Origin of the sequence: Nakamurella sp. (assembly GCF_044224575.1) — a bacterium.
In the GTDB taxonomy this organism is placed as follows: Bacteria; Actinomycetota; Actinomycetes; order Mycobacteriales; family Nakamurellaceae; genus Nakamurella.
Genome location: NZ_JBGAKE010000006.1, coordinates 91,629 through 112,537, shown reverse-complemented (window position 1 = coordinate 112,537; position 20,909 = coordinate 91,629). Strand labels below are relative to the sequence as shown.

General features: G+C 71.5%; 24 protein-coding genes. 19 read left to right on the top strand and 5 right to left on the bottom strand.

Going from position 1 to position 20,909, the window contains the following annotated elements:
- Positions 1 to 154: 154 nt before the first annotated feature.
- The 3 genes from ACILSK_RS08835 to ACILSK_RS08825 are packed head-to-tail and all read left to right on the top strand — an operon-like array spanning position 155 to position 4,225.
- Positions 155 to 1,534, top strand: coding sequence for an ammonium transporter (locus tag ACILSK_RS08835; RefSeq protein WP_395726778.1), 1,380 nt, complete (start codon positions 155 to 157; stop codon positions 1,532 to 1,534).
- Entirely contained in the window at positions 1,531 to 1,869 is a 339-nt protein-coding gene (locus ACILSK_RS08830; protein WP_395726777.1) for a P-II family nitrogen regulator, read from the top strand. The genes ACILSK_RS08835 and ACILSK_RS08830 overlap by 4 nt, the downstream gene beginning before the upstream one ends.
- A gap of 25 nt (positions 1,870 to 1,894) precedes the next feature.
- Positions 1,895 to 4,225 carry a [protein-PII] uridylyltransferase gene (locus tag ACILSK_RS08825; RefSeq protein WP_395726776.1) on the top strand — a complete coding sequence of 777 codons (2,331 nt, stop codon included), beginning with the start codon at positions 1,895 to 1,897 and terminating at the stop codon, positions 4,223 to 4,225.
- Here ACILSK_RS08825 and ACILSK_RS08820 read toward each other — a convergent pair.
- Genes ACILSK_RS08820 through ACILSK_RS08810 form a run of 3 tightly spaced genes read right to left on the bottom strand, consistent with a single transcriptional unit; the run spans position 4,210 to position 6,192 of the window.
- Entirely contained in the window at positions 4,210 to 4,455 is a 246-nt protein-coding gene (locus ACILSK_RS08820; RefSeq protein ID WP_395726775.1) for a helix-turn-helix transcriptional regulator, read from the bottom strand. The genes ACILSK_RS08825 and ACILSK_RS08820 overlap by 16 nt on opposite strands.
- A complete protein-coding gene (locus ACILSK_RS08815; protein ID WP_395726774.1) occupies positions 4,448 to 5,287 on the bottom strand; it encodes an ABC transporter permease in 840 nt (279 codons plus the stop codon). The genes ACILSK_RS08820 and ACILSK_RS08815 overlap by 8 nt, the downstream gene beginning before the upstream one ends.
- Complete coding sequence (locus tag ACILSK_RS08810; RefSeq protein ID WP_395726773.1) at positions 5,284 to 6,192, bottom strand: ABC transporter ATP-binding protein; 909 nt, start codon at positions 6,190 to 6,192, stop codon at positions 5,284 to 5,286. Before ACILSK_RS08810 ends, ACILSK_RS08815 begins: the two co-directional genes overlap by 4 nt.
- A gap of 42 nt (positions 6,193 to 6,234) precedes the next feature.
- On the opposite strand from ACILSK_RS08810, the gene ffh reads away from it, so the two are divergent.
- The 12 genes from ffh (at position 6,235) to ACILSK_RS08750 (ending at position 14,901) form a co-directional block, all read left to right on the top strand.
- Positions 6,235 to 7,773 (top strand): signal recognition particle protein, encoded by a 1,539-nt coding sequence (gene ffh / locus ACILSK_RS08805; protein WP_395726772.1) that lies wholly within the window; start codon positions 6,235 to 6,237, stop codon positions 7,771 to 7,773.
- Positions 7,770 to 8,879 (top strand): amidohydrolase family protein, encoded by a 1,110-nt coding sequence (locus tag ACILSK_RS08800; RefSeq protein ID WP_395726771.1) that lies wholly within the window; start codon positions 7,770 to 7,772, stop codon positions 8,877 to 8,879. The genes ffh and ACILSK_RS08800 overlap by 4 nt, the downstream gene beginning before the upstream one ends.
- A gap of 124 nt (positions 8,880 to 9,003) precedes the next feature.
- Positions 9,004 to 9,444 (top strand): 30S ribosomal protein S16, encoded by a 441-nt coding sequence (gene rpsP / locus ACILSK_RS08795; protein ID WP_395726770.1) that lies wholly within the window; start codon positions 9,004 to 9,006, stop codon positions 9,442 to 9,444.
- Positions 9,445 to 9,446: 2 nt separating this feature from the next.
- Complete coding sequence (locus ACILSK_RS08790; RefSeq protein WP_395726908.1) at positions 9,447 to 9,680, top strand: RNA-binding protein; 234 nt, start codon at positions 9,447 to 9,449, stop codon at positions 9,678 to 9,680.
- A gap of 14 nt (positions 9,681 to 9,694) precedes the next feature.
- Positions 9,695 to 10,195 carry a ribosome maturation factor RimM gene (gene rimM / locus ACILSK_RS08785; protein WP_395726769.1) on the top strand — a complete coding sequence of 167 codons (501 nt, stop codon included), beginning with the start codon at positions 9,695 to 9,697 and terminating at the stop codon, positions 10,193 to 10,195.
- 9 nt (positions 10,196 to 10,204) lie between these two features.
- Positions 10,205 to 10,906: a tRNA (guanosine(37)-N1)-methyltransferase TrmD gene (gene trmD, locus ACILSK_RS08780; RefSeq protein WP_395726768.1), complete on the top strand. Its 702-nt coding sequence runs from the start codon at positions 10,205 to 10,207 to the stop codon at positions 10,904 to 10,906.
- Between the two features lie 64 nt (positions 10,907 to 10,970).
- Complete coding sequence (gene rplS, locus ACILSK_RS08775; RefSeq protein WP_395726767.1) at positions 10,971 to 11,321, top strand: 50S ribosomal protein L19; 351 nt, start codon at positions 10,971 to 10,973, stop codon at positions 11,319 to 11,321.
- 12 nt (positions 11,322 to 11,333) lie between these two features.
- On the top strand, positions 11,334 to 12,149 hold the full coding sequence (lepB, locus tag ACILSK_RS08770; RefSeq protein WP_395726907.1) for a signal peptidase I: 816 nt from the start codon (positions 11,334 to 11,336) through the stop codon (positions 12,147 to 12,149).
- Positions 12,149 to 12,817 (top strand): ribonuclease HII, encoded by a 669-nt coding sequence (locus ACILSK_RS08765; protein ID WP_395726766.1) that lies wholly within the window; start codon positions 12,149 to 12,151, stop codon positions 12,815 to 12,817. Before lepB ends, ACILSK_RS08765 begins: the two co-directional genes overlap by 1 nt.
- A gap of 13 nt (positions 12,818 to 12,830) precedes the next feature.
- Positions 12,831 to 13,148 carry a DUF2469 domain-containing protein gene (locus ACILSK_RS08760; protein WP_395726765.1) on the top strand — a complete coding sequence of 106 codons (318 nt, stop codon included), beginning with the start codon at positions 12,831 to 12,833 and terminating at the stop codon, positions 13,146 to 13,148.
- A 12-nt stretch (positions 13,149 to 13,160) separates the two neighbouring features.
- A complete protein-coding gene (locus tag ACILSK_RS08755) occupies positions 13,161 to 14,381 on the top strand; it encodes a cysteine desulfurase-like protein (protein WP_395726764.1) in 1,221 nt (406 codons plus the stop codon).
- A 25-nt stretch (positions 14,382 to 14,406) separates the two neighbouring features.
- A complete protein-coding gene (locus ACILSK_RS08750) occupies positions 14,407 to 14,901 on the top strand; it encodes a dual specificity protein phosphatase family protein (RefSeq protein WP_395726763.1) in 495 nt (164 codons plus the stop codon).
- Here the strand turns inward: ACILSK_RS08750 and ACILSK_RS08745 are convergent.
- Positions 14,898 to 16,121: an alpha/beta fold hydrolase gene (locus ACILSK_RS08745; protein WP_395726762.1), complete on the bottom strand. Its 1,224-nt coding sequence runs from the start codon at positions 16,119 to 16,121 to the stop codon at positions 14,898 to 14,900. The genes ACILSK_RS08750 and ACILSK_RS08745 overlap by 4 nt on opposite strands.
- A gap of 25 nt (positions 16,122 to 16,146) precedes the next feature.
- Complete coding sequence (locus ACILSK_RS08740; protein WP_395726761.1) at positions 16,147 to 16,953, bottom strand: hypothetical protein; 807 nt, start codon at positions 16,951 to 16,953, stop codon at positions 16,147 to 16,149.
- Between the two features lie 384 nt (positions 16,954 to 17,337).
- Between ACILSK_RS08740 and ACILSK_RS08735 the strand changes: the two genes are divergently transcribed.
- The 4 genes from ACILSK_RS08735 to ACILSK_RS08720 all read left to right on the top strand — a co-directional run bounded on the left by ACILSK_RS08735 (position 17,338) and on the right by ACILSK_RS08720 (position 20,896).
- Complete coding sequence (locus ACILSK_RS08735) at positions 17,338 to 17,619, top strand: isoamylase early set domain-containing protein (protein ID WP_395726760.1); 282 nt, start codon at positions 17,338 to 17,340, stop codon at positions 17,617 to 17,619.
- A gap of 138 nt (positions 17,620 to 17,757) precedes the next feature.
- Positions 17,758 to 18,126: a YraN family protein gene (locus ACILSK_RS08730; RefSeq protein WP_395726759.1), complete on the top strand. Its 369-nt coding sequence runs from the start codon at positions 17,758 to 17,760 to the stop codon at positions 18,124 to 18,126.
- A complete protein-coding gene (locus ACILSK_RS08725; protein WP_395726758.1) occupies positions 18,126 to 19,643 on the top strand; it encodes a YifB family Mg chelatase-like AAA ATPase in 1,518 nt (505 codons plus the stop codon). Before ACILSK_RS08730 ends, ACILSK_RS08725 begins: the two co-directional genes overlap by 1 nt.
- The gene (locus tag ACILSK_RS08720) at positions 19,640 to 20,896 is read left to right on the top strand and encodes a DNA-processing protein DprA (RefSeq protein ID WP_395726757.1); all 1,257 of its coding nucleotides are present in this window, start codon (positions 19,640 to 19,642) and stop codon (positions 20,894 to 20,896) included. Before ACILSK_RS08725 ends, ACILSK_RS08720 begins: the two co-directional genes overlap by 4 nt.
- Positions 20,897 to 20,909: the final 13 nt, after the last annotated feature.

Below are 20,909 nucleotides of genomic sequence, written 5' to 3'. Positions count from 1 at the left end.
TCGGAAACACATTCCGAAGCGTGTTCACACCGGCGAAACCTCCGGGAGCGCCCGGCGCAACACGCACCGGCGAATCTTCGAGTGTCATTCGGGCCTGCCGCCCTGCTCGCCGGCGGCCGGCCCGAACATCCCACTCCTAGAGCCTGGAGGCTTGATGGATTCCACCTTCGAACTGGACGCAGGCAATACCGCCTGGATGCTGGCCGCGGCATCGCTGGTCCTGTTGATGACTCCCGCGCTGGCGTTCTTCTACGGCGGCATGACGCGGTCCAAGTCCGTGCTGAACATGATGATGATGAGCTTCGGCGCGCTGGCTATCGTCGGACCGATCTGGATGCTCTGGGGTTACTCCGAGGTGTTCGGCGAGAACATCGGCGGCGTCATCGGCAATCCCTTCGAGTTCTTCGCCCTGCACGGGCTGACCGACGAGAACGGCCTGATGGCCGCGACCGGCGTGCCCGCCACCGTGGCCGTCGGCTACCAGGCCACCTTCGCGATCATCACGGTCGCGCTGATCAGCGGCGCGATCGCCGACCGGGCCCGCTTCGGCACCTGGCTGGTGTTCTCGGCCCTGTGGGTGACCCTGTGCTACGGCCCGATCGCCCACATGGTGTGGGGCGGTGGCGCGCTGGGTACCGAAGGCTTCGTCGCCCAGTGGCTGTCCACGCCGATCGACTTCGCCGGTGGCACGGTCGTGCACATCAACGCCGGTATGGCCGGCTTCATGCTGGCGATCATCATCGGCAAGCGGAAGGGCTTCGCCAAGGACCCGATGAAGCCGCACAACCTGCCGTTCGTCATGCTCGGCGCCGCGCTGCTGTGGTTTGGTTGGTTCGGCTTCAACGCCGGCTCCGAATTCGCCGCCGACGGCACCGCCGGTCAGGCGTGGATCAACACGCTGACCGCCACCTGCGTCGCCGCCCTCGGCTGGTTGATCGTGGAGCGGATCCGGGACAAGCATGCCACCAGCCTGGGCGCCGCGTCCGGCGTCGTGGCCGGCCTGGTCGCGATCACCCCGGCCGCCGCGGCCGTGGACGTCGTCGGATCGATGTTCGTCGGCCTCGCCGCCGGTGTGGTCTGCGCGCTGGCCGTCGGCCTGAAGTACCGGTTCGGTTACGACGATTCGCTCGACGTGGTCGGGGTGCACCTGGTCGGCGGCATCATCGGCACCGTGCTGATCGGTCTGTTCGCCAACGTCACCCGGGACGCGGACGGTGCGGTCACCTCGTCGACCTGGGCCCCCGACGGCGCCCTGAACGGCCTGTTCTACGGCGGCGGCTGGACCCAGCTGTGGACCCAGATCCTGGTCGCCATCATCGCTGTCGTGCTGTCCGGCGTGATCACCCTGATCATCGGCTACGCGCTGAAGTTCACCATGGGCTGGCGGATCCCCGAGGAGCACGAGGTCGAGGGGGTCGACGTCACCACCCACGGTGAGGCCGCCTACGACCTGGAGCCGTCGTCCGGCGCGAGCCACACGTCCGGCGCGCTCACCCACGTTCCCTCGCACCGCGCCCAGGAGGCCAAGGCATGAAGCTCGTCACCGCCGTCATCAAGCCGTTCAAGCTCGACGAGGTGCGTGCAGCGTTGCTTGCCTTCGGGGTCCAGGGAATGACCGTCTCGGAGTCGTCGGGCTACGGCCGCCAGCGCGGCCACACCGAGGTCTACCGCGGCGCGGAGTACACCGTCGAACTGCTGCCCAAGGTCCGGCTGGAGATCCTCGTCGACGACGAGGACGCCGATGACGTCGTCGACGTCATCGTCCGCGCCGCCCGCACCGGCAAGATCGGCGACGGCAAGGTCTGGCAGATTCCGGTCGAAACCGTGGTGCGCGTGCGCACCGGCGAGCGCGGTCAGGAAGCGCTGTAGGCCGATGCGGAATTCGCCTGTGGGGATGGCGGGCGGTTTCGCGCAGTTGCGAGCCCAACTGCTGAGCCGGACCGGCGTGCCCGGTCCGGCTCGGCGGAAGGCCCTGGCGCGGTTGACCGACGGTTGGCTCGGTGAACTCGCCCAGGACGCCGGGGTCAACGTCGGCGGCGTCGCGCTGGTGGCGGTCGGCGGGTACGGCCGCGGCGAACTGTCGCCCTTCTCGGATCTCGACCTCGTTCTGCTGCATTCGACGGAGACGCCGGCCTCGTACGCCGGCATGCTGGCCGAGCGGCTCTGGTACCCGATCTGGGACTCCAAGATCCGGCTCGACCATTCGGTGCGCAGTGTCGGCGGCGCGCGCCAGATCGCCCGGGCCGACCTGCCGGCCATGCTCGGCATGCTCGACCTGCGGCACATCGCCGGCGACCCCGACCTGGCCACCACCCTGCACCGGCGGGTCCTGGCCGACTGGCGGTCCGACGCGAAGAACCGCCTCGCGGACCTGCGGGAATCCTGCCAGGAACGCGCGGATCGCTCCGGGCAGCTGGCCTTCGCCACCACGCCCGACCTCAAGGAGTCCCGCGGCGGGCTGCGCGACCTGGTGGTGATGCGCGCGGTGGCCGCCTCCTGGGTGGCCGACTGCCCGCACCAGGGGCTGGAAGAGGCCCGGTCGGCCCTGCTGGACGTCCGTGACGTCGTGCAGACCATCGCCGGCCGCGCGACGGACCGGCTGCAGGTGCAGGACCAGGACGCCGTGGCCGCATCACTGGGGCTCGACGACCGGGACGCCCTGCTCAAGCACGTCGCCGGGATCGCCCGCACGGTCGACCACGCCAGCGACCTGACCTGGCACCGGGTGGACCGGGCCCTGTCCCGGCCGCAGGGCACGATCACCGATCTCGGTGGCCGGCTCACCCGGCGCATCGAACGCACCCCGCTGGCCGACGGCATCGTCGAGCAGGCCGGTGAGGCGGTGCTGGCCCGGGCGGTGAACCCGGCGGGCGACCCGACCCTGGTGGTGCGGGCGGCGGCCGCGGCCGCCCAGGCCGGGCTGCCGGTCTCGCCGGCGACCGTGCTGCGGCTGGCCCGCACGTGCCCGCCGCTGCCCGACCCGTGGCCACCGGTCGCCCTGGACGCCTTTCTGTCCCTGCTCGGCGCCGGTGAGCCGATGATCGCCGCCTGGGAGGACCTGGACCAGGCCGGCCTGATCGCCACCCTGCTGCCCGGGTGGGAGCGGCTGCGGTCGCTGCCGCAGCGCGACCCGATCCACCTGTACACGGTCGACCGGCACCTCATGCAGACCGCCGTCGTCGCGTCCGGGCTGGTCCGCCGGGTCGCCCGGCCGGACCTGCTGCTGCTCGCCGCGATCCTGCACGACATCGGCAAGGGGCCGCGGGAGGACCAGCGCGACCACGCCGACCACGCGATCGTCGGGGCCGATCTGTGCGTGCCCTGGCTGCGCCGGATGGGCTTGCCCGCCGCTGATGTCACTGTCATCGTGACCTTGATCCGGCACCACCTGCTGCTCGGCGACTCGGCCGCCCGCCGCGACCCGGACGACCCGGCGACGATCCAGACCATCGTCGACGCGGTCGGTGACGTGCAGACCCTCGAGCTGCTGGCGGCACTGACCGAGTCGGATGCCCGGGCCGCCGGCCCGGCCGCCTGGACCACCTGGCGGGCGGGCCAGATCCGGCACCTGGTGGGTCGGGTCCGGCGGGCGCTGGCCGGGGAGCAGCCGGCGCAGCCGCCGGCGATGACCAGGGTCGAGACCGAACTCGTCGAGGCCGGCGGGGTCGGCATCGTCATCGAGCAGGTCCCCGCGGCGCTGCGGATCACGATCTGCGCACCGGACCGGACCGGCCTGCTGGCCGCGTCGGCCGCGGTGCTGACGATGCACCGGCTGACCGTGCGGTCGGCCGCGATCCGCACGGTCGACGGGAACGCCCTGCAGACCTGGATCGCCGCGCCGCAGTTCGGGGACGCGCCGGCGGCGGCGACGCTGCGGGCCGACCTGGTGCGGGCGCTGGACGGCAGCCTGGACGTGGCCGCCCGGCTGGCCCGCCGGACGGCTCCGCCCCGGCGCGGGCCGGTGGTGCCGCCCGAGGTGCGGCTGCCCGAGAACGCCTCCGCCACCTCGACGGTGATCGAGGTTCGCGCCCACGACCTGCCCGGTCTGCTGTACAAGGTGTCGTCGGTGCTCGCCGCCGCCGGCCTCGGCGTGGTCAGCGCCCGGGTGGACACCCTGGGCGCGGACGCGGTCGACGTCTTCTACGTGCAGACCCCGGACGGGGCGCCGCTGACCGCGCCGCGGGCGCGGGAGGTCGCGGCGCTGATCGATCAGGCGCTCGCCTGACCGGGGGACTGACCGATCCGCGGGAAGGGCTTGGTGGCGAACACCTGCTCGACCGGCAGCTGGAAGTACTCGGCGATGCGCAGGGCCAGCAGCAGGCTGGGGCTGTACTCGCCGCGTTCCAGGTAGCCGACGGTCTGGTAGTGCACCCCGACCGCCAGGGCCAGCTGGCGCCGGGTGATGCCGCGCTCGGCGCGCAGCACCGCGAGCCGGTTGTGGAGCACATCAGACACGTTGCAGGGCCTTCTCCCGGCGGGCCGCGACGGAAGATCCGGATTCCCGGCGGGCCATCCGGCGCAGCAACGGCGGGGCCACCAGGAACCCGACGACGGCCCAGACCAGCAGCACGCCCACCGCGGCCAGGGTCCGCCAGCTGCCGTCGATCTCGACGGCGGCCGCGGCCTCGGGCAGCAGCGCCGAGCGCAGGCCCAGCCCCAGCCAGTAGGTCGGGGTGAGCTGGCCCAGCACCTGCGCCCAGCCGGCCATCTGGGCGAGCGGGAAGAAGATGCCGGAGACCCAGATGATGCCGCCCATCACGAGCATTCCCCAGCCGCCGACCATCCGCGGGCTCTTGAACACCGACCCGATGGCGAACCCCAGCGGCAGCACGGCGAGCAGGCCCAGCAGCAGGAAGCCGATCGCCTCCATCCAGCCGGTGAGCCCGTTCGCGGTCAGGCCCGGAATGAAGAAGAAGGCAGGGATCAGCACGATCGCCATGCTGAACGCGATCTCCAGGGTGGTCCGCAGCATCTGCCCGACGACGTACCCGGTCATTCCGCCGGGTATCGATTTGAGCCGCAGCAGGGTGCCGTCCTCCCGTTCGGTGGCCAGCTGGGTGGCCATCCCGTAGGCCCCGGAGAACACGATCTGCAGCGCCAGCAGGCCGGGCAGCATGAACAGCGCCACCGAGACGTCGGTGTCGGGCAGGGTGGTGTCGCGGTTGAGCCAGAGCACGACGAGCACGATCAGCGACACGATGACGTAGTAGGCGATGTCCTGGCCGGCCCGCACGCTGTTGGCGAACTCGACGCGTCCGCGGCGCAGGCCGCAGTGCACGGGATTCATCGGACGACCTCCGGGCTCGGCGTGGCTTCGTCGGCGACCATCGACAGGTAGGTGCTCTCCAGGCTGGGCCGGCGTACCTCCAGGTCGGTGATGGAGCCGGTTTCGGGGCGTTCGTGCGCGAACAGGTCGCGGACGAAGCCGGTCGCGTCGTCGGTGGCGTGCACCTGACGGACGCCGTGCTGGGTCCAGCGCACCTCGGCGGTGCCGGCCACCTGGCGGGCCAGCGCCTCGGCGCTGCCGTCGGCGACGATCCGGCCGTGATGCAGGATCAGGATGCGGTCGGCCAGCTTCTCCGCCTCGTCCAGGTCGTGCGTGGTGAGCAGCACCGTGGTGTCCTGCAGGTCGGACAGCCGGTGCACCAGGTCGTGGAAGTCGCGGCGGGCGGCCGGGTCGAACCCGGCGGTCGGTTCGTCGAGGAACAGCAGTTCGGGCCGGCCGACGATGCCGATCGCCACGTCGAGGCGGCGCCGTTGACCGCCGGACAGGGTGGCGACCTTGGCCCGCCGGTGCCCGGTCAGGCCGACCATCTCGATCAGCTCGTCGGTCGGGTAGGGCCGGGGTCGATCGGGCGTGCTGTACGGCGCGTAGAAGCCGCCGAGGTGGTCGAGCAGGTCGCGCACCCGCCACCGGCCGTGGTCCCGCCAGGACTGCAGCACCACCCCGATCCGGGCCCGCCAGGCCTCGTTCGCCCGGGTCGGATCCTCGCCCAGCACGCGCACCGTGCCCGCCGACGGGGTCCGGAAACCCTCCAGGATCTCGATGGTGGTGGTCTTGCCCGCACCGTTGGGGCCCAGCAACACCAGGACTTCACCGCGGGCGATGGTGAAGTCGACGCCATGAAGCACGTCCTTGGTGCCGTACCGCATCGCCAGGCCTGACACTTCGACAGATGTGTAGGACGACATGTAGCAGTTCTACTACATCTCTACGGCCGATAGGATCGCACCGTGTTCGAAACCCTGTCCGATCGCCTCTCGTCGGTCTTCACCAACCTTCGGGGCAAGGGCCGGCTGACCCCGGCCGATATCGACAAGACCTGCCGCGAGATCCGCGTCGCACTGCTCGAGGCGGACGTGGCGCTGCCGGTCGTCCGCGCCTTCGTGGCCCGGATCAAGGAACGTGCGACCGGTGTGGTCGTGTCCGCCGCGCTCAATCCGGCCCAGCAGATCATCAAGATCGTCAATGAGGAGCTCGTCGCGATCCTCGGCGGCGAGACCCGGCGGCTGACCTACGCCAAGACCCCGCCGACGGTGATCATGCTGGCCGGCCTGCAGGGCGCCGGCAAGACCACCCTGGCCGGCAAGCTGGCGCTGTGGCTCAAGGGACAGGGGCACACCCCGCTGCTGGTCGCCTCCGACCTGCAGCGGCCCAACGCCGTCACCCAGCTGCAGATCGTCGGGGAGCAGGCCGGCGTGCAGGTCTTCGCCCCCGAGCCCGGCAACGGGGTGGGCGATCCGGTCGCGGTGGCCCGCGGCGGCGTGGACCACGCCCGGGTCCGGCTGCACGACGTGGTCATCGTCGACACCGCCGGCCGGCTCGGCGTCGACGCCGAGATGATGCAGCAGGCCGTCGACATCCGTGATGCGGTGCAGCCGCAGGAGATCCTGTTCGTCCTCGACGCGATGGTCGGCCAGGACGCGGTCACCACCGCGCAGGCGTTCCGCGACGGCGTCGGCTTCAACGGCGTCGTGCTGACCAAGCTGGACGGCGACGCCCGCGGTGGCGCCGCGCTGTCCGTGCGGCACGTGACCGGGCAGCCGATCATGTTCGCCTCCACCGGCGAGAAGCTGGCCGACTTCGACGTCTTCCACCCGGACCGGATGGCCTCCCGGATCCTGGGCATGGGCGACATGCTCACCCTGATCGAACAGGCCGAGCAGCATTTCGAGGCCGACCAGGCCGAGGCGATGGCCGCCAAAATGGCGGGCAACGAGTTCACCCTCGACGACTTCCTCGACCAGATGATGATGATCCGCAAGATGGGTCCCATCGGCGGCCTGCTCGGCATGCTGCCCGGCGCCGGCCAGATGAAGGAGGCCCTGGCCAACGTCGACGACCGGGACATCGACCGCACCGCCGCGATCATCCAGTCCATGACGCGCGCGGAGCGGCAGGACCCGAAGATCATCAACGCGTCCCGGCGGCAGCGCATCGCCAAGGGGTCCGGGTCCACCGTCTCCCAGGTGAACGCGCTGGTGGAGCGGTTCTTCGAGGCCCGCAAGATGATGTCGTCGATGGCCGGCCGGTTCGGCCTCGGCGGCCGCCCGTCCAACCGTAAGGCGGCCAAGGGACGCAAGGGCAAGCGCTCGACCGGGCGCGGGCCGACCCCGCCGAAGGTCAAGGGCATGCCCGGCGGCTTCCCCGGCATGGGGGCGCTGCCGCCCGGGATGGGCGCGCCGGGTGGGGCCGCGCCCGGCGGGCTCCCCGGTCTGGACCAGTTCCCCGGCGACTTCGACCCGAGCAAGCTCAAGTTCCCCAAGCAGTGAGCCCGGACCTGCGGGTCCGCGGCACCGACCCGGCCACCGGCGAGCCGGTCGACCTGGCGGTCTCCGGCGGCCGCATCGTCGATGGAGCCGCTGCCGGCGCGGTCACCGTCACCGGGTTCGTGCTGCCGGGCTTCGTCGACGCGCACTGCCATGTCGGCTATTCGCCGACCGGCCCGGCCACGATCGCGGAGGCGGAGCAGCAGGCGCTGACGAACCTGCAGGCCGGGGCGCTGGCCCTGCGGGACTGCGGATCGCCGGTGGACACCGGCGAGCTGGTCGACCGGGACGACCTGCCCGTGCTGATCCGGGCCGGCCGGCACGTGGCGTTCGTCAAGCGGTACATCAGGGACCTGGGCGTCGATCTGGACGATCCGGACGACCTGCCGGCCGAGGTCGCCCGGCAGGTCGCCTACGGCAGCGGGCAGTGGGTCAAGATCGTCGGCGACTGGATCGACCGCGGCGCCGGCGACCTGGCCCCGCTCTGGCCGGAGGACAAGCTGGCCGAGGCGGTCGCGCTGGCCCACGCCGCCGGCTGCCGGGTCACCACCCACGTCTTCGGCGAGGATGCCCTGCCCGGCCTGCTCGCCGCCGGCGTCGACTGCATCGAGCACGGCACCGGGCTGACCGACGAGACGATCGCCACCGCCGCCGCCCAGGGCACCCACCTGGTCCCGACGCTGATCAACATCGAGAACTTCCCGGCGTTCGCCGAGCAGGCGACGCGGTTCCCGGCCTACGCCCGGCACATGCGTGAGCTGTACGCGCGCAACCACGAGACGGTCCGGGCCGCGGTCGACGCCGGCATCGCGGTGCACGCCGGCACCGATGCCGGCGGGTTCATCGAGCACGGCCGGATCGCCGACGAGGTGATCGCGATGGGGCGGCTGCTGGGCATGCGCCGGGCGCTGGCCGCCGCCGCGCACGAGGCCCGGCAGTGGATGCGGGTACCGGGCACCGAGGTCGGCGCGCCGGCCGACCTGGTCGTTTTCGCCGACGACCCGGTGGCCGATCCGTCCGTGTTGCAGCGGCCGGCCGTGATCATCCGGGCCGGTCGGGTGGTGCGGGGCACCGTCGGCGCGGCGGCGCGCTCCCATCGACTACACTGACCCGGTTACGGTCGCGCAGCGGACCCTCTCACCGGTCGCGGCCGCCATTGGTGTGTTCGGACCGCTGCCCCACGCGGACCAGAACCCGCCCCCCGCACCGATCCGCAAGGAGCATTGCAGCACCGTGGCAGTCAAGATCAAACTCGCTCGCTTCGGCAAGATCCGTGAGCCGCACTACCGCATCGTCGTCGCCGACTCCCGGACCCGCCGCGCCGGCCGGACCATCGAGAACATCGGCCTCTACCAGCCGAAGGCCGATCCCAGCGTCATCGAGATCGACTCGGAGCGGGCGCAGTACTGGCTGGGGGTCGGCGCGCAGCCGACCGAGCCGGTGCTCGGCCTGCTCAAGGTGACCGGCGACTGGCAGAAGTTCAAGGGTCTGCCCGGCGCCGAGGGCACCCTGAAGCCGCAGCCGGTCAAGGCCGACAAGCGCGCGCTGTACGAGGCCGCGATCGCCGCCGTCGGTTCGGACGACGGGAACTCCGCGACGACCGCGCGGCGTCGCCCGGCCAAGGCCGAGGCTCCCGCCGACGAGGCCGCGACCGAGAGCGCCGACGCGTCGTGACCATGCTCGAGGACGCCCTGGACCATCTGGTCCGGGGCATCGTCGACCATGCCGACGACGTCAGCGTCGAGATGACGACCGGCCGTCGGGGCCGCACGCTGCAGATCCGGGTGCACCCCGACGATCTGGGCAAGGTCATCGGTCGTGGCGGGCGCACCGCTACCGCTCTGCGCACCGTGATGAGCGCGGTCGGCGGCCGCGGGATCCGGGTCGACGTCGTCGACACTGATAGATAGAGCCCGATCCTCCGATGCCTGATGTGATGGTCGGCCGGATCGGCCGGCCGCATGGGCTGCGCGGCGACGTCACCGTCGCCGTGTCGACCGACGACCCCGACACCCGGTTCGCGCCGGGCTCGGTGCTGGATTCGGACCGGGGTCCGCTGACCGTGGCGGCCCGGCGCCGATCCGGCGGCGCTCTGGTGCTGCGGTTCGAAGGCGTCGAGGACCGGGACGCCGCCGAGGCGCTGCGCGGCACCGCGCTGAGCGTTGCCGCGGAAACGCTCCCCGAGGTCGACGACCCGGACGAGTTCTACGATCACCAGCTCGTCGGGCTGGCCGTGCGGCACGCCGACGGCCGGGCTCTCGGCGAGGTGATCGACGTCTGGCATCCACCGGCGTCCCCGGTCCTGCTGGTCCGCCGGCCGGACGGGACGGAGGAAGCGGTGCCGTTCGTGCGCGCACTCGTGCCCACCGTCGATCTGGCCGGCGGGTTCCTGGTCGTCGAGCCGCCCGACGGCATGTTCGGCTGAGGATCCTTCATGCGGATCGACGTCATCTCCATCTTCCCGGCCTACCTGGCGCCGTTGCGCGAGTCACTGCTGGGCAGGGCGATCGACGACGGCCGGGTGCAGCTGGGCGTGCACGACCTGCGGGACTGGACGACCGACCGGCACCGCACCGTGGACGACGCCCCCTACGGCGGCGGGCCCGGGATGGTGATGCGGCCGGACGTGTGGGGCCGGGCGCTCGACGCAGTGGTCGATCCCGCCGCGACATCCGGTGCTGTCCTGGTGGTGCCGACGCCGGCCGGGCGCCGGTTCACCCAGCCGGTGGCCGCCGAGCTGGCCCTGGGTGAGCACCTGGTGTTCGCCTGCGGCCGGTACGAGGGGATCGATCAGCGGGTGGTCGTCGACGCGGCCACCCGGATGCCGGTGCGGGAGCTGACCATCGGCGACTACGTGCTGGCCGGCGGCGAGGTCGCCGCGATGGTGATGATCGAGGCGGTGACCCGGCTGCTGCCCGGCGTGCTGGGCAATCCGGACTCCGCGGTCGACGACTCGTTCAGCGGTCCGCTCGAGCAACTGGTCGAGGCGCCGTCATACACCCGGCCGCCGGTGTACCGGGGACTGGCCGTGCCGCCGGTGCTCACCAGCGGTGACCACGCCGCGGTGGCCGCCTGGCGGCGTGAGGAATCGCGGCGCCGTACGACCGAGAACCGACCCGACCTGCCGATTCAATGATCAGGGTCCCGCTCTGGCACAATGGAGCGGTTGCCCTGCCGACTTGTGATTTGAGGAATTCCACATGAACACCCTGGACGAACTGGACGCCGCCTCCCTGCGGTCCGACATCCCGGACTTCCGGCCCGGCGACACGGTCAAGGTCCACGTCAAGGTCATCGAGGGCAACCGGTCCCGGGTCCAGGTCTTCGCCGGCCATGTGATCCGCCGCCAGGGTGGCGGGGTCCGCGAGACCTTCACCGTGCGCAAGATCAGCTTCGGGGTGGGTGTGGAGCGCACCTTCCCGGTGCACTCGCCGAACCTGGACAAGATCGAGCTGGTCACCCGGGGCGACGTCCGGCGGGCCAAGCTGTACTACCTGCGCGACCTGCGCGGTAAGGCCGCCAAGATCAAGGAAAAGCGCGAAGGTCGCTGACCGGACCCGGTCCTGGTGTCGGACTCGCCGGAATCGGCCGACTCGGCCGATCAGGCTGACCCAGTGGCGGACGAGCCCACGGCCAGGCCGCCGAAGAAGAAGCGCCCGTTCTGGGTGGAGCTGCCGATTCTGATCGTCATCGCGTTCGCGCTGACGTTTCTGATCCAGACCTTCATCGCGAAGGTCTATTACGTCCCGTCCGGGTCGATGGAACAGACGTTGCACGGCGTGTCGTCCGGTGGTGACCGGATCCTGGCGAACAAGATCGTCTATGACTTCGGCGAACCCGAACCGGGCGACGTCGTGGTGTTCTCCGGGCCGCCGTCGTGGGCGCCGGAGGCCCGGATCCCGGGTCCGTCCAACTGGTTCGGGCAGGTGCTGCAGTCCCTCGGTTCGGTGGTCGGCATCGCCCCGCCGAACGAGAAGGACTACGTCAAACGGGTCATCGCGACCGGCGGGCAGACGGTTCAATGCTGCGATGCGCAGGGCAACGTGACGGTCAACGGGCACTCCCTGAACGAGCCGTACATCTACGAGCCGATCGAGTTCATCCCCGGCCAGCTCGACTGCACCACCACCCAGATGTCGCGGCGCTGCTTCGGTCCGGTGACCGTTCCCGACGGCCAGCTGTGGGTGATGGGCGACCATCGCTCCGACTCCGCCGACTCGTCCTACCAGTGCCAGGGGATGCCGGCCGGCAGCGGAGCCCAGTGTCAGGGTCCGATCCCGGTCGACAACGTCATCGGCAAGGCGGTGTTCATCGTCATGCCGCCGTCCCGGTGGGGCACCATCTCCTCGCCCGACCTCGATGCCGGATGGGGGCCCTGATGGCCGCCGTGCGGCGGCCGAGCCTTCGGCTGGAGAAGCAGCTGATGCGGGACGGGGTGATCCGGCTCGCCGCGATGGACGAGGTCGGCCGGGGCGCGCTGGCCGGCCCGGTGACGGTCGGCGTGGTGGTGGTGACTCCGTCGGTGCGCCGCGTGCCGCCCGGATTGGCCGACTCCAAGCTGCTCACCCCGGTGGAGCGGCAGCGGCTGGTCGGGCCGGTGCGCCGCTGGGTCGGTGAATACGCCGTCGGGCACGCGGGCGCCGACGAGATCGACACGATCGGCATCATCGCCGCGCTGCGGCTGGCCGGCCGGCGGGCGTTGGCCGCGCTGTCCGGGCCGGTCGACGCGGTCCTGCTCGACGGCAACCACAACTACCTGCGCGAGCCCGCCGAGGACGTCGTCGGACCACCCGTGCACGTGCGGATCAAGGCCGACCTGACCTGCGCCGCGGTGGCCGGCGCGAGTGTGCTGGCCAAGACCGAACGGGACGCGATCCTGACCGACCTGTCGCCGGCCTACCCCGTCTACCGGTTCGCCGAGAACAAGGGATACGGGACCCCCGAGCACGTCGCCGCGCTGCGTGAGCACGGGCCGTCGGCGATGCACCGGCGCAGCTGGCGGCTGCCGTGCGGGGAGCAGTTGGCCGAGAGGATGATGTTCTCGTGAGCGAGGGGTCGGCGTGAGCGCTGAGGATCTGGAACAGTACGAGACCGAGATGGAGCTGCAGCTCTATCGGGAGTACCGGGACATCGTCGGCCAGTTCTCCTACGTGGTGGAGACCGAGCGCCGGTTCTACCTGTGCAACGCGGTCGACCTGCAGGTACGCAATCCCGACGGTGACATGTACTTCGAGCTGCGGATGTCGGACGCCTGGGTCTGGGACATGTACCGGCCGGCCCGATTCGTCAAGAACGTCCGGGTGGTGACGTTCAAGGACGTCAACGTCGAGGAGCTGGAGAAACCGGACCTGCGGTTGCCCGGCGACGACCAGTTCTGACGTGAACCCGTCGTGATCGACGTCCAGGCGCTGCGGGCGCAGTTCCCGGCCCTGCGGTCCGGGTCCGGCTTGCCGATCGCCTTCTTCGACGGTCCGGGCGGCTCCCAGGTGCCCGACGCGGTGGCTGCCGCGGTGGCCTCGACGATGACCGCCGGCATCGCCAACCGGGGCCGGGTGACGGCGGCCGAACGGGTCGCCGACGACACCGTGCTCGCCGCCCGCGCGGCGATGGCCGACCTGCTCGGTGCCGACGCCGGGGGCATCGTCTTCGGCCGGAGCATGACCGCACTGACCTTCGACATGGCCAGGACCCTGGCCGCGACATGGTCGCCCGGTGACGAGATCGTGGTGACCCGGCTCGACCACGACGCCAACATCCGGCCCTGGGTGATCGCCGCGCAGCGGGCCGGGGTGACGGTGCGGTGGGCCGAGTTCGACGCGGCGACCGCCGAACTGCCCGTCGACGCCGTGGCGAGTGTGCTCACCGACCGGACCCGGCTGGTCGCCGTCACCGCCGCGTCCAACCTGCTCGGCACCCGGCCGGACCTGACCGCGATCTGCGCCGCCGCCCACGAGGCCGGCGCGCTGACCTACGTCGACGCGGTGCACGCGGCCGCGCACGCCCCGTTGGACCAGGCGCAGCTCGGGGCGGACCTGCTGGTCTGCTCGCCGTACAAGTTCCTCGGTCCGCACTGCGGGGTGCTGGCCGGCCGGGTCGACCTGCTGCAGACGCTGCATCCGGACAAGCTGCTGCCGTCCACCGATACGGTGCCCGAGCGGTTCGAACTGGGCACCCTGCCCTACGAGCTGATGGCTGGCACCACCGCGGCGGTGGACTTCCTGGCCGCGCTGGCCGGCCAGGCGCACCGGGTGGCCGGCGACCGCCGGCAGCAGCTGCTGGCCGCGATGGCCGCAGTGGACGAGCACGAGGAACGGTTGCGCCGGCGCATCGAGTCCGGGGTGGCGCAGCTGCCCGGCGTCACGGTGCATTCCCGCGCCGCCCGGCGCACGCCGACCCTGCTGCTGACCTTCGCCGGCCGGTCGGCGGACGAGGCCTACCGGTTCCTGGCCGGACGGGGCGTCAACGCGCCGGCCGGCTCGTTCTACGCGATCGAGGCATCGCGGTTCCTGGGGCTGGGCGACGGCGGCGGGTTGCGGGTGGGTCTGGCCCCGTACAACGACGACGCGGACGTGGACCGACTGCTGGCCGGCCTGGCAGAGTTCGCGTCATGAGGTTCTCCGTCTTCAGGATCACCGAGTGAGCATCGACCCGTCGCGGATCGACATCGAGTTCGACCCCCGGCGGCAGCGGATGGTCGGGGTGTCCGCGCACGGCCTGCTGCCCTTCGACGTGCCGTTCATCAGCGAGATCACCGGCAACCTCTGGCTCGGCGGCTGCGAGGACGGGCTGGTGCTGCCCGAGTTCATCGAGCATCTCGTCTCCCTCTACCCGTGGGAGAAGTACACGGTCCACCACGAGCTGGACTCCCGCCTGGAGATCCGGATGTACGACCAGACCGACCAGGCGATGGACCAGGTCGACGCCATCGCGACCTGGGTCAACACCTGCCGGCGAACGGCACCGACCCTGGTGCACTGCCAGGCCGGGCTCAACCGGTCCAGCCTGGTAGCCGCTCGGGCGCTGGTTCTCGACGGCATGACCGCCGACGAGGCGATCACCCTGATCCGGCAGAAGCGGTCGCCGGCCTGCCTGTGCAATCCGTCGTTCGAGCGGTGGCTGCGGGCGAGCTAGCAGGTGCTCGGGGTTGGGGTACCCGCCCGCGCCGCGGCGAAGAACGCCAGCACGTCCGGCACCACGTCGAGGGCGATCTGCCCGTGCCCGGCGCCGGGGACTTCCTTGAAGACCACGTGGGTGCCCTTGCCGCATTGCTGCGTCACGAACTGCTCGGTGGCCGCCGGATGGACCAGTTGGTCGGCCAGGCCCTGGGCGACGAACAGCGGCACCGTGATCGGCGCGTTGCCCGGGGTGTTCTGCTGCAGGATGCCGGCCCACGGCTCGGTGGTCGCCGGGTCGTTGCTCAGGTACTTCCCGACCAGCGGACCGGCGATGTCGTGCAACTCGCGGTTCTGCCCGATGAGGCAGAGGTCCGCCATCTGCGGGGTGGCTGCCGCGCCGTCGTCGGTGAGGACCTGGGTCAGGGCCAGGCCCGGGATGGTCGAGCCGTAGACGCTCTGATAGGTCTGGAACGCGTACGAGCCCAGCGACACCCCGGAGACGTCGCCGATGTCGTCGTCGAGCAGGGTGCCCAGTTCGGTGGCGGGCGCGGCCACCGCCGCGGCCGTCAGCCGGAGGTCGGGGGCATAGCTCGGCGCCTGCTGCGCGGCGAACAGCACGGCGTGACCGCCCTGGGAATGCCCCCACAACAGCACGTCGCTCAAGGTCGTGACGCCGGTCGGGGCCAGCTGCCGGCTCGCCCGCACCGCGTCCAGCACGGAGTTCGCCTCCGTGGCCCCGACCAGGTAGGAGTCCGGCCCGGCGACCCCCATCCCCGGGTAATCCGCGGCGACCACGGCGTAGCCGGCGTCCAACAGGTTCGTCATGCCCTCGATCAGGTCGAACGGGTCCACGCCGGTCGACGGGGCGCACCGGGCGGCCATCCCGGTGGTCGGGTGACCCCAGGCCACCACGGGCCGCGGGCCGCCGCCGGTCCAGGGTGCGGTCGGCGCGATCACCACCGCGGAGGCGAGCAACGGCGCGCCGTGCACGTCGGTCGAGTGGTACATCACCCGCCAGGCGACCGTGCCGTACGGCGCGGACCGCAACTCCTCGGTGCGCACCACGTCGCCCGGGTTGCCGGCCGGGATCGGGTCGGGCAGCGCGTAGAACGGCTGCTCGGTGATCTCCTCGGCCACACCCTCTTCCAGGCGGTGCTCGGTGGACTGCGCGCACCCCGCCAGCAGGCACGCCGCCGTGAGCAGTGCGCCGAACGCCCAACGTCTCCCTGGCTTCACCCCAGGATTGTGCCTGACAGGGACGTCAGAAGTGACGGCTCAGGAGTACAGACGTCCGGCCAGCACCGCGGCGTAGATGCCCTGGCCCAGCTTGTTCGGATGGAGAATGCGCCGCTCGGGTCACCGCCCGGCGGAGGCGCGCCGACCCCGGAAGAACGGGTCGGAAGAATGTCCAGACCACGGAACCGTGGAGATGCCGCAGACATCCAGCCCGCGGAAGTGCGGCGCGGCGTTGGCGAATCGGAAGTTCGGCCGCCCGCGACGTCTGCTTCAGGGCCGCGTTGACCGAGTTGGCGAAGTCCGCGGCCACGGAGAGCTCTTCCCGGTCCATGTACGGGCAGAAGGGTCCGACGTAACCGGCCGGATCCGGGAACGGATTGCCGTAGTCGACGACGATCACCCTGGCCTTGGCGTGCACGGTGTCGATGCGGGCCTGGACCGCGTCGTTGAGTTTCCGGAACGTGGACGGTGCGGTCAACGAAATATGCTCAGCGAGTCCTGAACGGTGCGGCCGTCGGGCAGCCCTGGTCGCGATGGCAGGTAAGTCGGCGCCGTCTGGATCCAGGCAGAAATAGACCAGCAGCCCGAAGCCGAAGTCGTTGCCACCGGCCTGCACCGTCACCAGGTCGGTATCCGCGCTGATCCGGCGTCGAGTTGCGCAGGCGCCCTCGACGGCCGTCGTCGCACCGCTGCAGGCGGGGAACGCCTGCAAGGTCACCAGCCGCAACTGTTCCAGCCGTTCCGCGTACGCCGATGACTTCGATCGCGCGCAGGCGTCGTCGCTGTAGGGCGTGGTTGCCGGCCCCGGCGGCGAACGAATCGCCCAGGGCAACCAGGTCCGGCGCGTGATGGCGACCCGTCCCGGCGGCGGCCGGCCCGGGCGACCAGCACGGCGGCGAGGACGCCCGCGACGACGAGGAGCTTGGTCAGGAGGCGGCGCATCACGGTTCGTGAGCCTGCTCGCCCCTGTCCGATTTGTCGATAGGCCGAACGGGCGGAGGAAGCCCGGATCGGGTGATCGATGCCCATCGGGTGACAACGATATCTGGACCCGTTTCCGTCGAAATGGATCATGAATTCCGCGACGTTTCCGCGCGGCGACGTTTCGAGTTCGTTGCCGGATCGTGTCTGCGGCCATTCGGGGGGTCGGGGAACGGTATTCTATGACCGTCCGTTCCCGCGCCGTCCGGCGCCCGACGTACCCGATGGAAGCAAAGTGACAATCCGCATACAGAAGAAGTCCGCGACCACCTCCAAGGTCATGTTCGTCCTGCCCGATGAGATCCATCCGGGCGCCGTCTCGGCGGTCGGCACCTTCAACGACTGGCAGCCCGGGGTGCACAAGCTGGTCAAGCGCAGCAATGGCACCCGCAGCGTGAGCGTGGAAGTCCCTGCGGGGCAGGAGATCTGCTTCCGCTACCTGGGCGACGGCGGGGTCTGGTTCGACGACCCGGAGGCCGACACCGTGACCCACGAGGGCACGCTGGTCAAGGCCTGAGCGACCGCAGCACCCCGGGTCACCAGGCCCGGGGTGCTGCGACGGTGACTGACCCCGCTGTTAGTCCCCAGGCTCGAAGTTGTCCACATTCTTCGGATCCGTCCCTGATCGCGACCGCGGGTGCCGCACAGTGGCCGGGTGGCTGCTAAGGACGAACTCGGGCGCCGGGGCGAGCAGTTGGCCGCCGAGCACCTGGAACAGAAGGCGGGACTGACGGTCCTGACCCGGAACTGGCGTTGCGCCGAGGGCGAACTCGACATCGTGGCGACCGACGCCACGGCCGACACCGTCATCTTCTGCGAGGTCAAGACGCGCAGCGGGATCGGCTACGGCACGCCGTTCGAGGCGGTCACCCAGGGCAAGCGGCGAAAGTTGCGGCGGCTGGGCCTGCTCTGGCTGACCGAGAACCGGATCAGGTCGTATCCGGCGATGCGGTTCGACGTGGTTGGCGTGCTCCTCCCGCCGGGCGGACCGGCCCGGATCGAGCATCGGGCGCAGGCGTTCTGATGACGCTCGCGCGCACCTGGTCGATCGGCCTCACCGGGCTGGTCGGGCAGCTGGTCGCCGTCGAGGCCGATCTGTCCGCCGGCCTGCCCGGCACCGCGGTCATCGGCATGCCCGATCAGGCGATCGTCCAGTCCCGCGACCGGATCCGGGCCGCGATCGTCAATTCCGGCTACAAGTGGCCCGACCGGCGGATCACCCTGGGATTGTCCCCGGCCGCGCTGCGCAAGAGCGGCGCCGGATACGACATCGCCTTGGCCATAGCGGTTCTCGCCGCCGCCGGCACGCTGCCCGGCACGGCCGCGGGCAGCACCGTGCTGATCGGCGAACTCGGCCTGGACGGTGCGACGCGGCCCGTGCGCGGCGTGCTGCCGGCGTTGCTGGCCGCCCGGGCGGCCGGCCGGAAGCGCGCGATCGTCCCCCTGGGCAACCTGTCCGAGGCGGCGCTGGCGACCGGCATGACGGTGTGGGGGACGGATACCCTGGCCGACCTCGTCGCCAGCCTGACGGGCGAGAACCACGGCATGATCAAGGGTGTCGCGCCGGACACGGCGCCGCCCGCGGAGGTGCCGGATCTGGCCGACGTGCTCGGTCAGCCCGAGGCTCGGCTGGCGCTGGAGATCGCCGCGGCCGGTGGCCACCACCTGGCCATGCTCGGACCACCGGGCGCCGGGAAAACCATGCTGGCGGCGAGGCTTCCGGGGATCTTGCCGCCGCTGGACGACGAGGAGGCCCTCGAGGTCACCGCCGTTCACTCGGTGGCCGGGCTGCTCGACGAGAAGACCCCGTTGATCACCCGCCCACCCTTCATCGACCCGCATCACTCGGCGACGCAGGCGGCAATCATCGGCGGTGGCTCGGGCCAGATCCGGCCCGGCAGCGTCAGTCTGGCCCACCACGGCGTGTTGTTCCTGGACGAGGCGCCGGAGTTCGAGCGGCGGGCGTTGGATGCGTTGCGGCAGCCGTTGGAGGAGGGGGCCGTGTTGTTGGCGCGGGCGGTCGGGGTGGTGCGGTTTCCGGCGCGGTTCCAGTTGGTGCTGGCGGCGAATCCGTGTCCGTGTGCGGCGGCCAGTGATGCGGATTGCCGGTGTGGTTCGGTGCAGCGGCGGAACTATCTGAACAAATTGTCGGGGCCGTTGATGGACCGGATCGATATCCGGATCGATCTGCCGGCCTTGCCCCCGTCGATTCTGACAGCGGCGGTGGGGCAGGGGGAGTCGAGTGCGGTGGTGGCGGAGCGGGTGGTGTTGGCGCGGAAACGGGCGGCGCATCGGTGGCGGGACACGTCATGGCGGTGCACGGCGGCGGTGCCGGGGTCGGTGGTCCGGCGGATGTGGTCGCCGGGCGAGGCGGAGGCGCAGTTGTTGGAACGTGCGGTGCGGTCGGGGCGGTTGACCGGGCGCGGGTTCGACCGGGTGTTGCGGTTGTCGTTGACGGTGGCGGATCTGGCCGGGCGGGACGTGCCGTCGACGGCGGATGTGGCCGCGGCGTTGGCGCTGCGGTGCGGGGAAACGCTGTGAGTCCGCTGGCGGACGCGGCCGCACCGGACGGTGCGGCGGGTGACGAGGCGCGGGTGGCGTTGGCCGGGTTGCTGCGGGTGTGTGAGCCGCCGTGCGCGGCGGTGGCGCGGTTCGTCGGGGCGCAGGGTCCGGTGGCGGCGTGGCAGGCGGTGCTGGCGCGGCGGGCGCCGCGGGCGGTGGTGTCGGCGACGGCGGCCCGGGTGGACGGGGTGGATCCGGCGGCGCTGGTGGCTCGGGCGCGGGCGGATCTGGTGGCGGCGCGGCGGGTGGGGGCGCGGTTGATCGGTCCGGACGACGCGGAATGGCCGGTGGCGGCGGTGTCCTCGTTCACCGGTGCGGTCGGCCGGGGGGTGCGGGGTTCGGGTCCGCCGCTGGGTCTGTACGTGCGGGGGCGGCCGTTGGCCGGGTTGCCGGATCGGGCGGTGACGGTGGTCGGGTCGCGGGCGAGCAGCCCGTACGGGACACGGGTGGCGGGGGAGGTGGCGTACGAGTTGGCCCGGGCCGGGTGGTCGGTGGTGTCCGGGGCGGCGTTCGGGATCGACACGGCGGCGCACCGGTCGGCGTTGCAGGTGATCCGCCCGGTGGTCGCGGGCGCGCCGGGATCGGCCGGCGCGGGCCGGTCGGTGACGGTGGCGGTGCTGGCCTGCGGGATCGACCGGGCGTATCCGGAGGCGAATCGGGAGTTGCTGGACTTCATCCCGAGGTTCGGGTCGGTGGTCAGCGAGTACCCGCCGGGGACGGTGCCGGCGCGGCATCGGTTCCTGGTGCGGAACCGGCTGATCGCGGCGTTCGGGGCGGGCACGGTGGTGGTCGAGGCGGGGCGGCGGTCGGGGACGCTGTCGACGGCGGCGGCGGCCGAACAGCTGGGTCGGGTGGTGATGGCGGTGCCGGGTCCGGTGACGTCGGCGATGTCGGTGGGCTGTCATCTGCTGCTGGCCGATCGGTTCGCCCAGCTGGTGACCGGTGCGGACGATGTGTTGGCGGCGGTGGGTTCGGCGTCCGGTGCGGTGATGGGGGCGGGGGACGGGGCGGTGCCGGGGGAGGATCCGCGGCATCCGACGGACGGGCTGGAGCCGGAGACGGCGCGCGTGTATGACGCGTTCCCGGCGCGTGGGTCGATCTCGGTGCAGGACCTGGTGGTCGAGTCGGGGTTGCCGGTGTCCGCGGTGCTCGGGGCGTTGGCGGTGCTGCAGCTGCACGGGCTGGTCGACCAGCAGGGGCCGTTATGGCGACGGATCCGGCCCGACCGCTAGCATTGACAGCAAC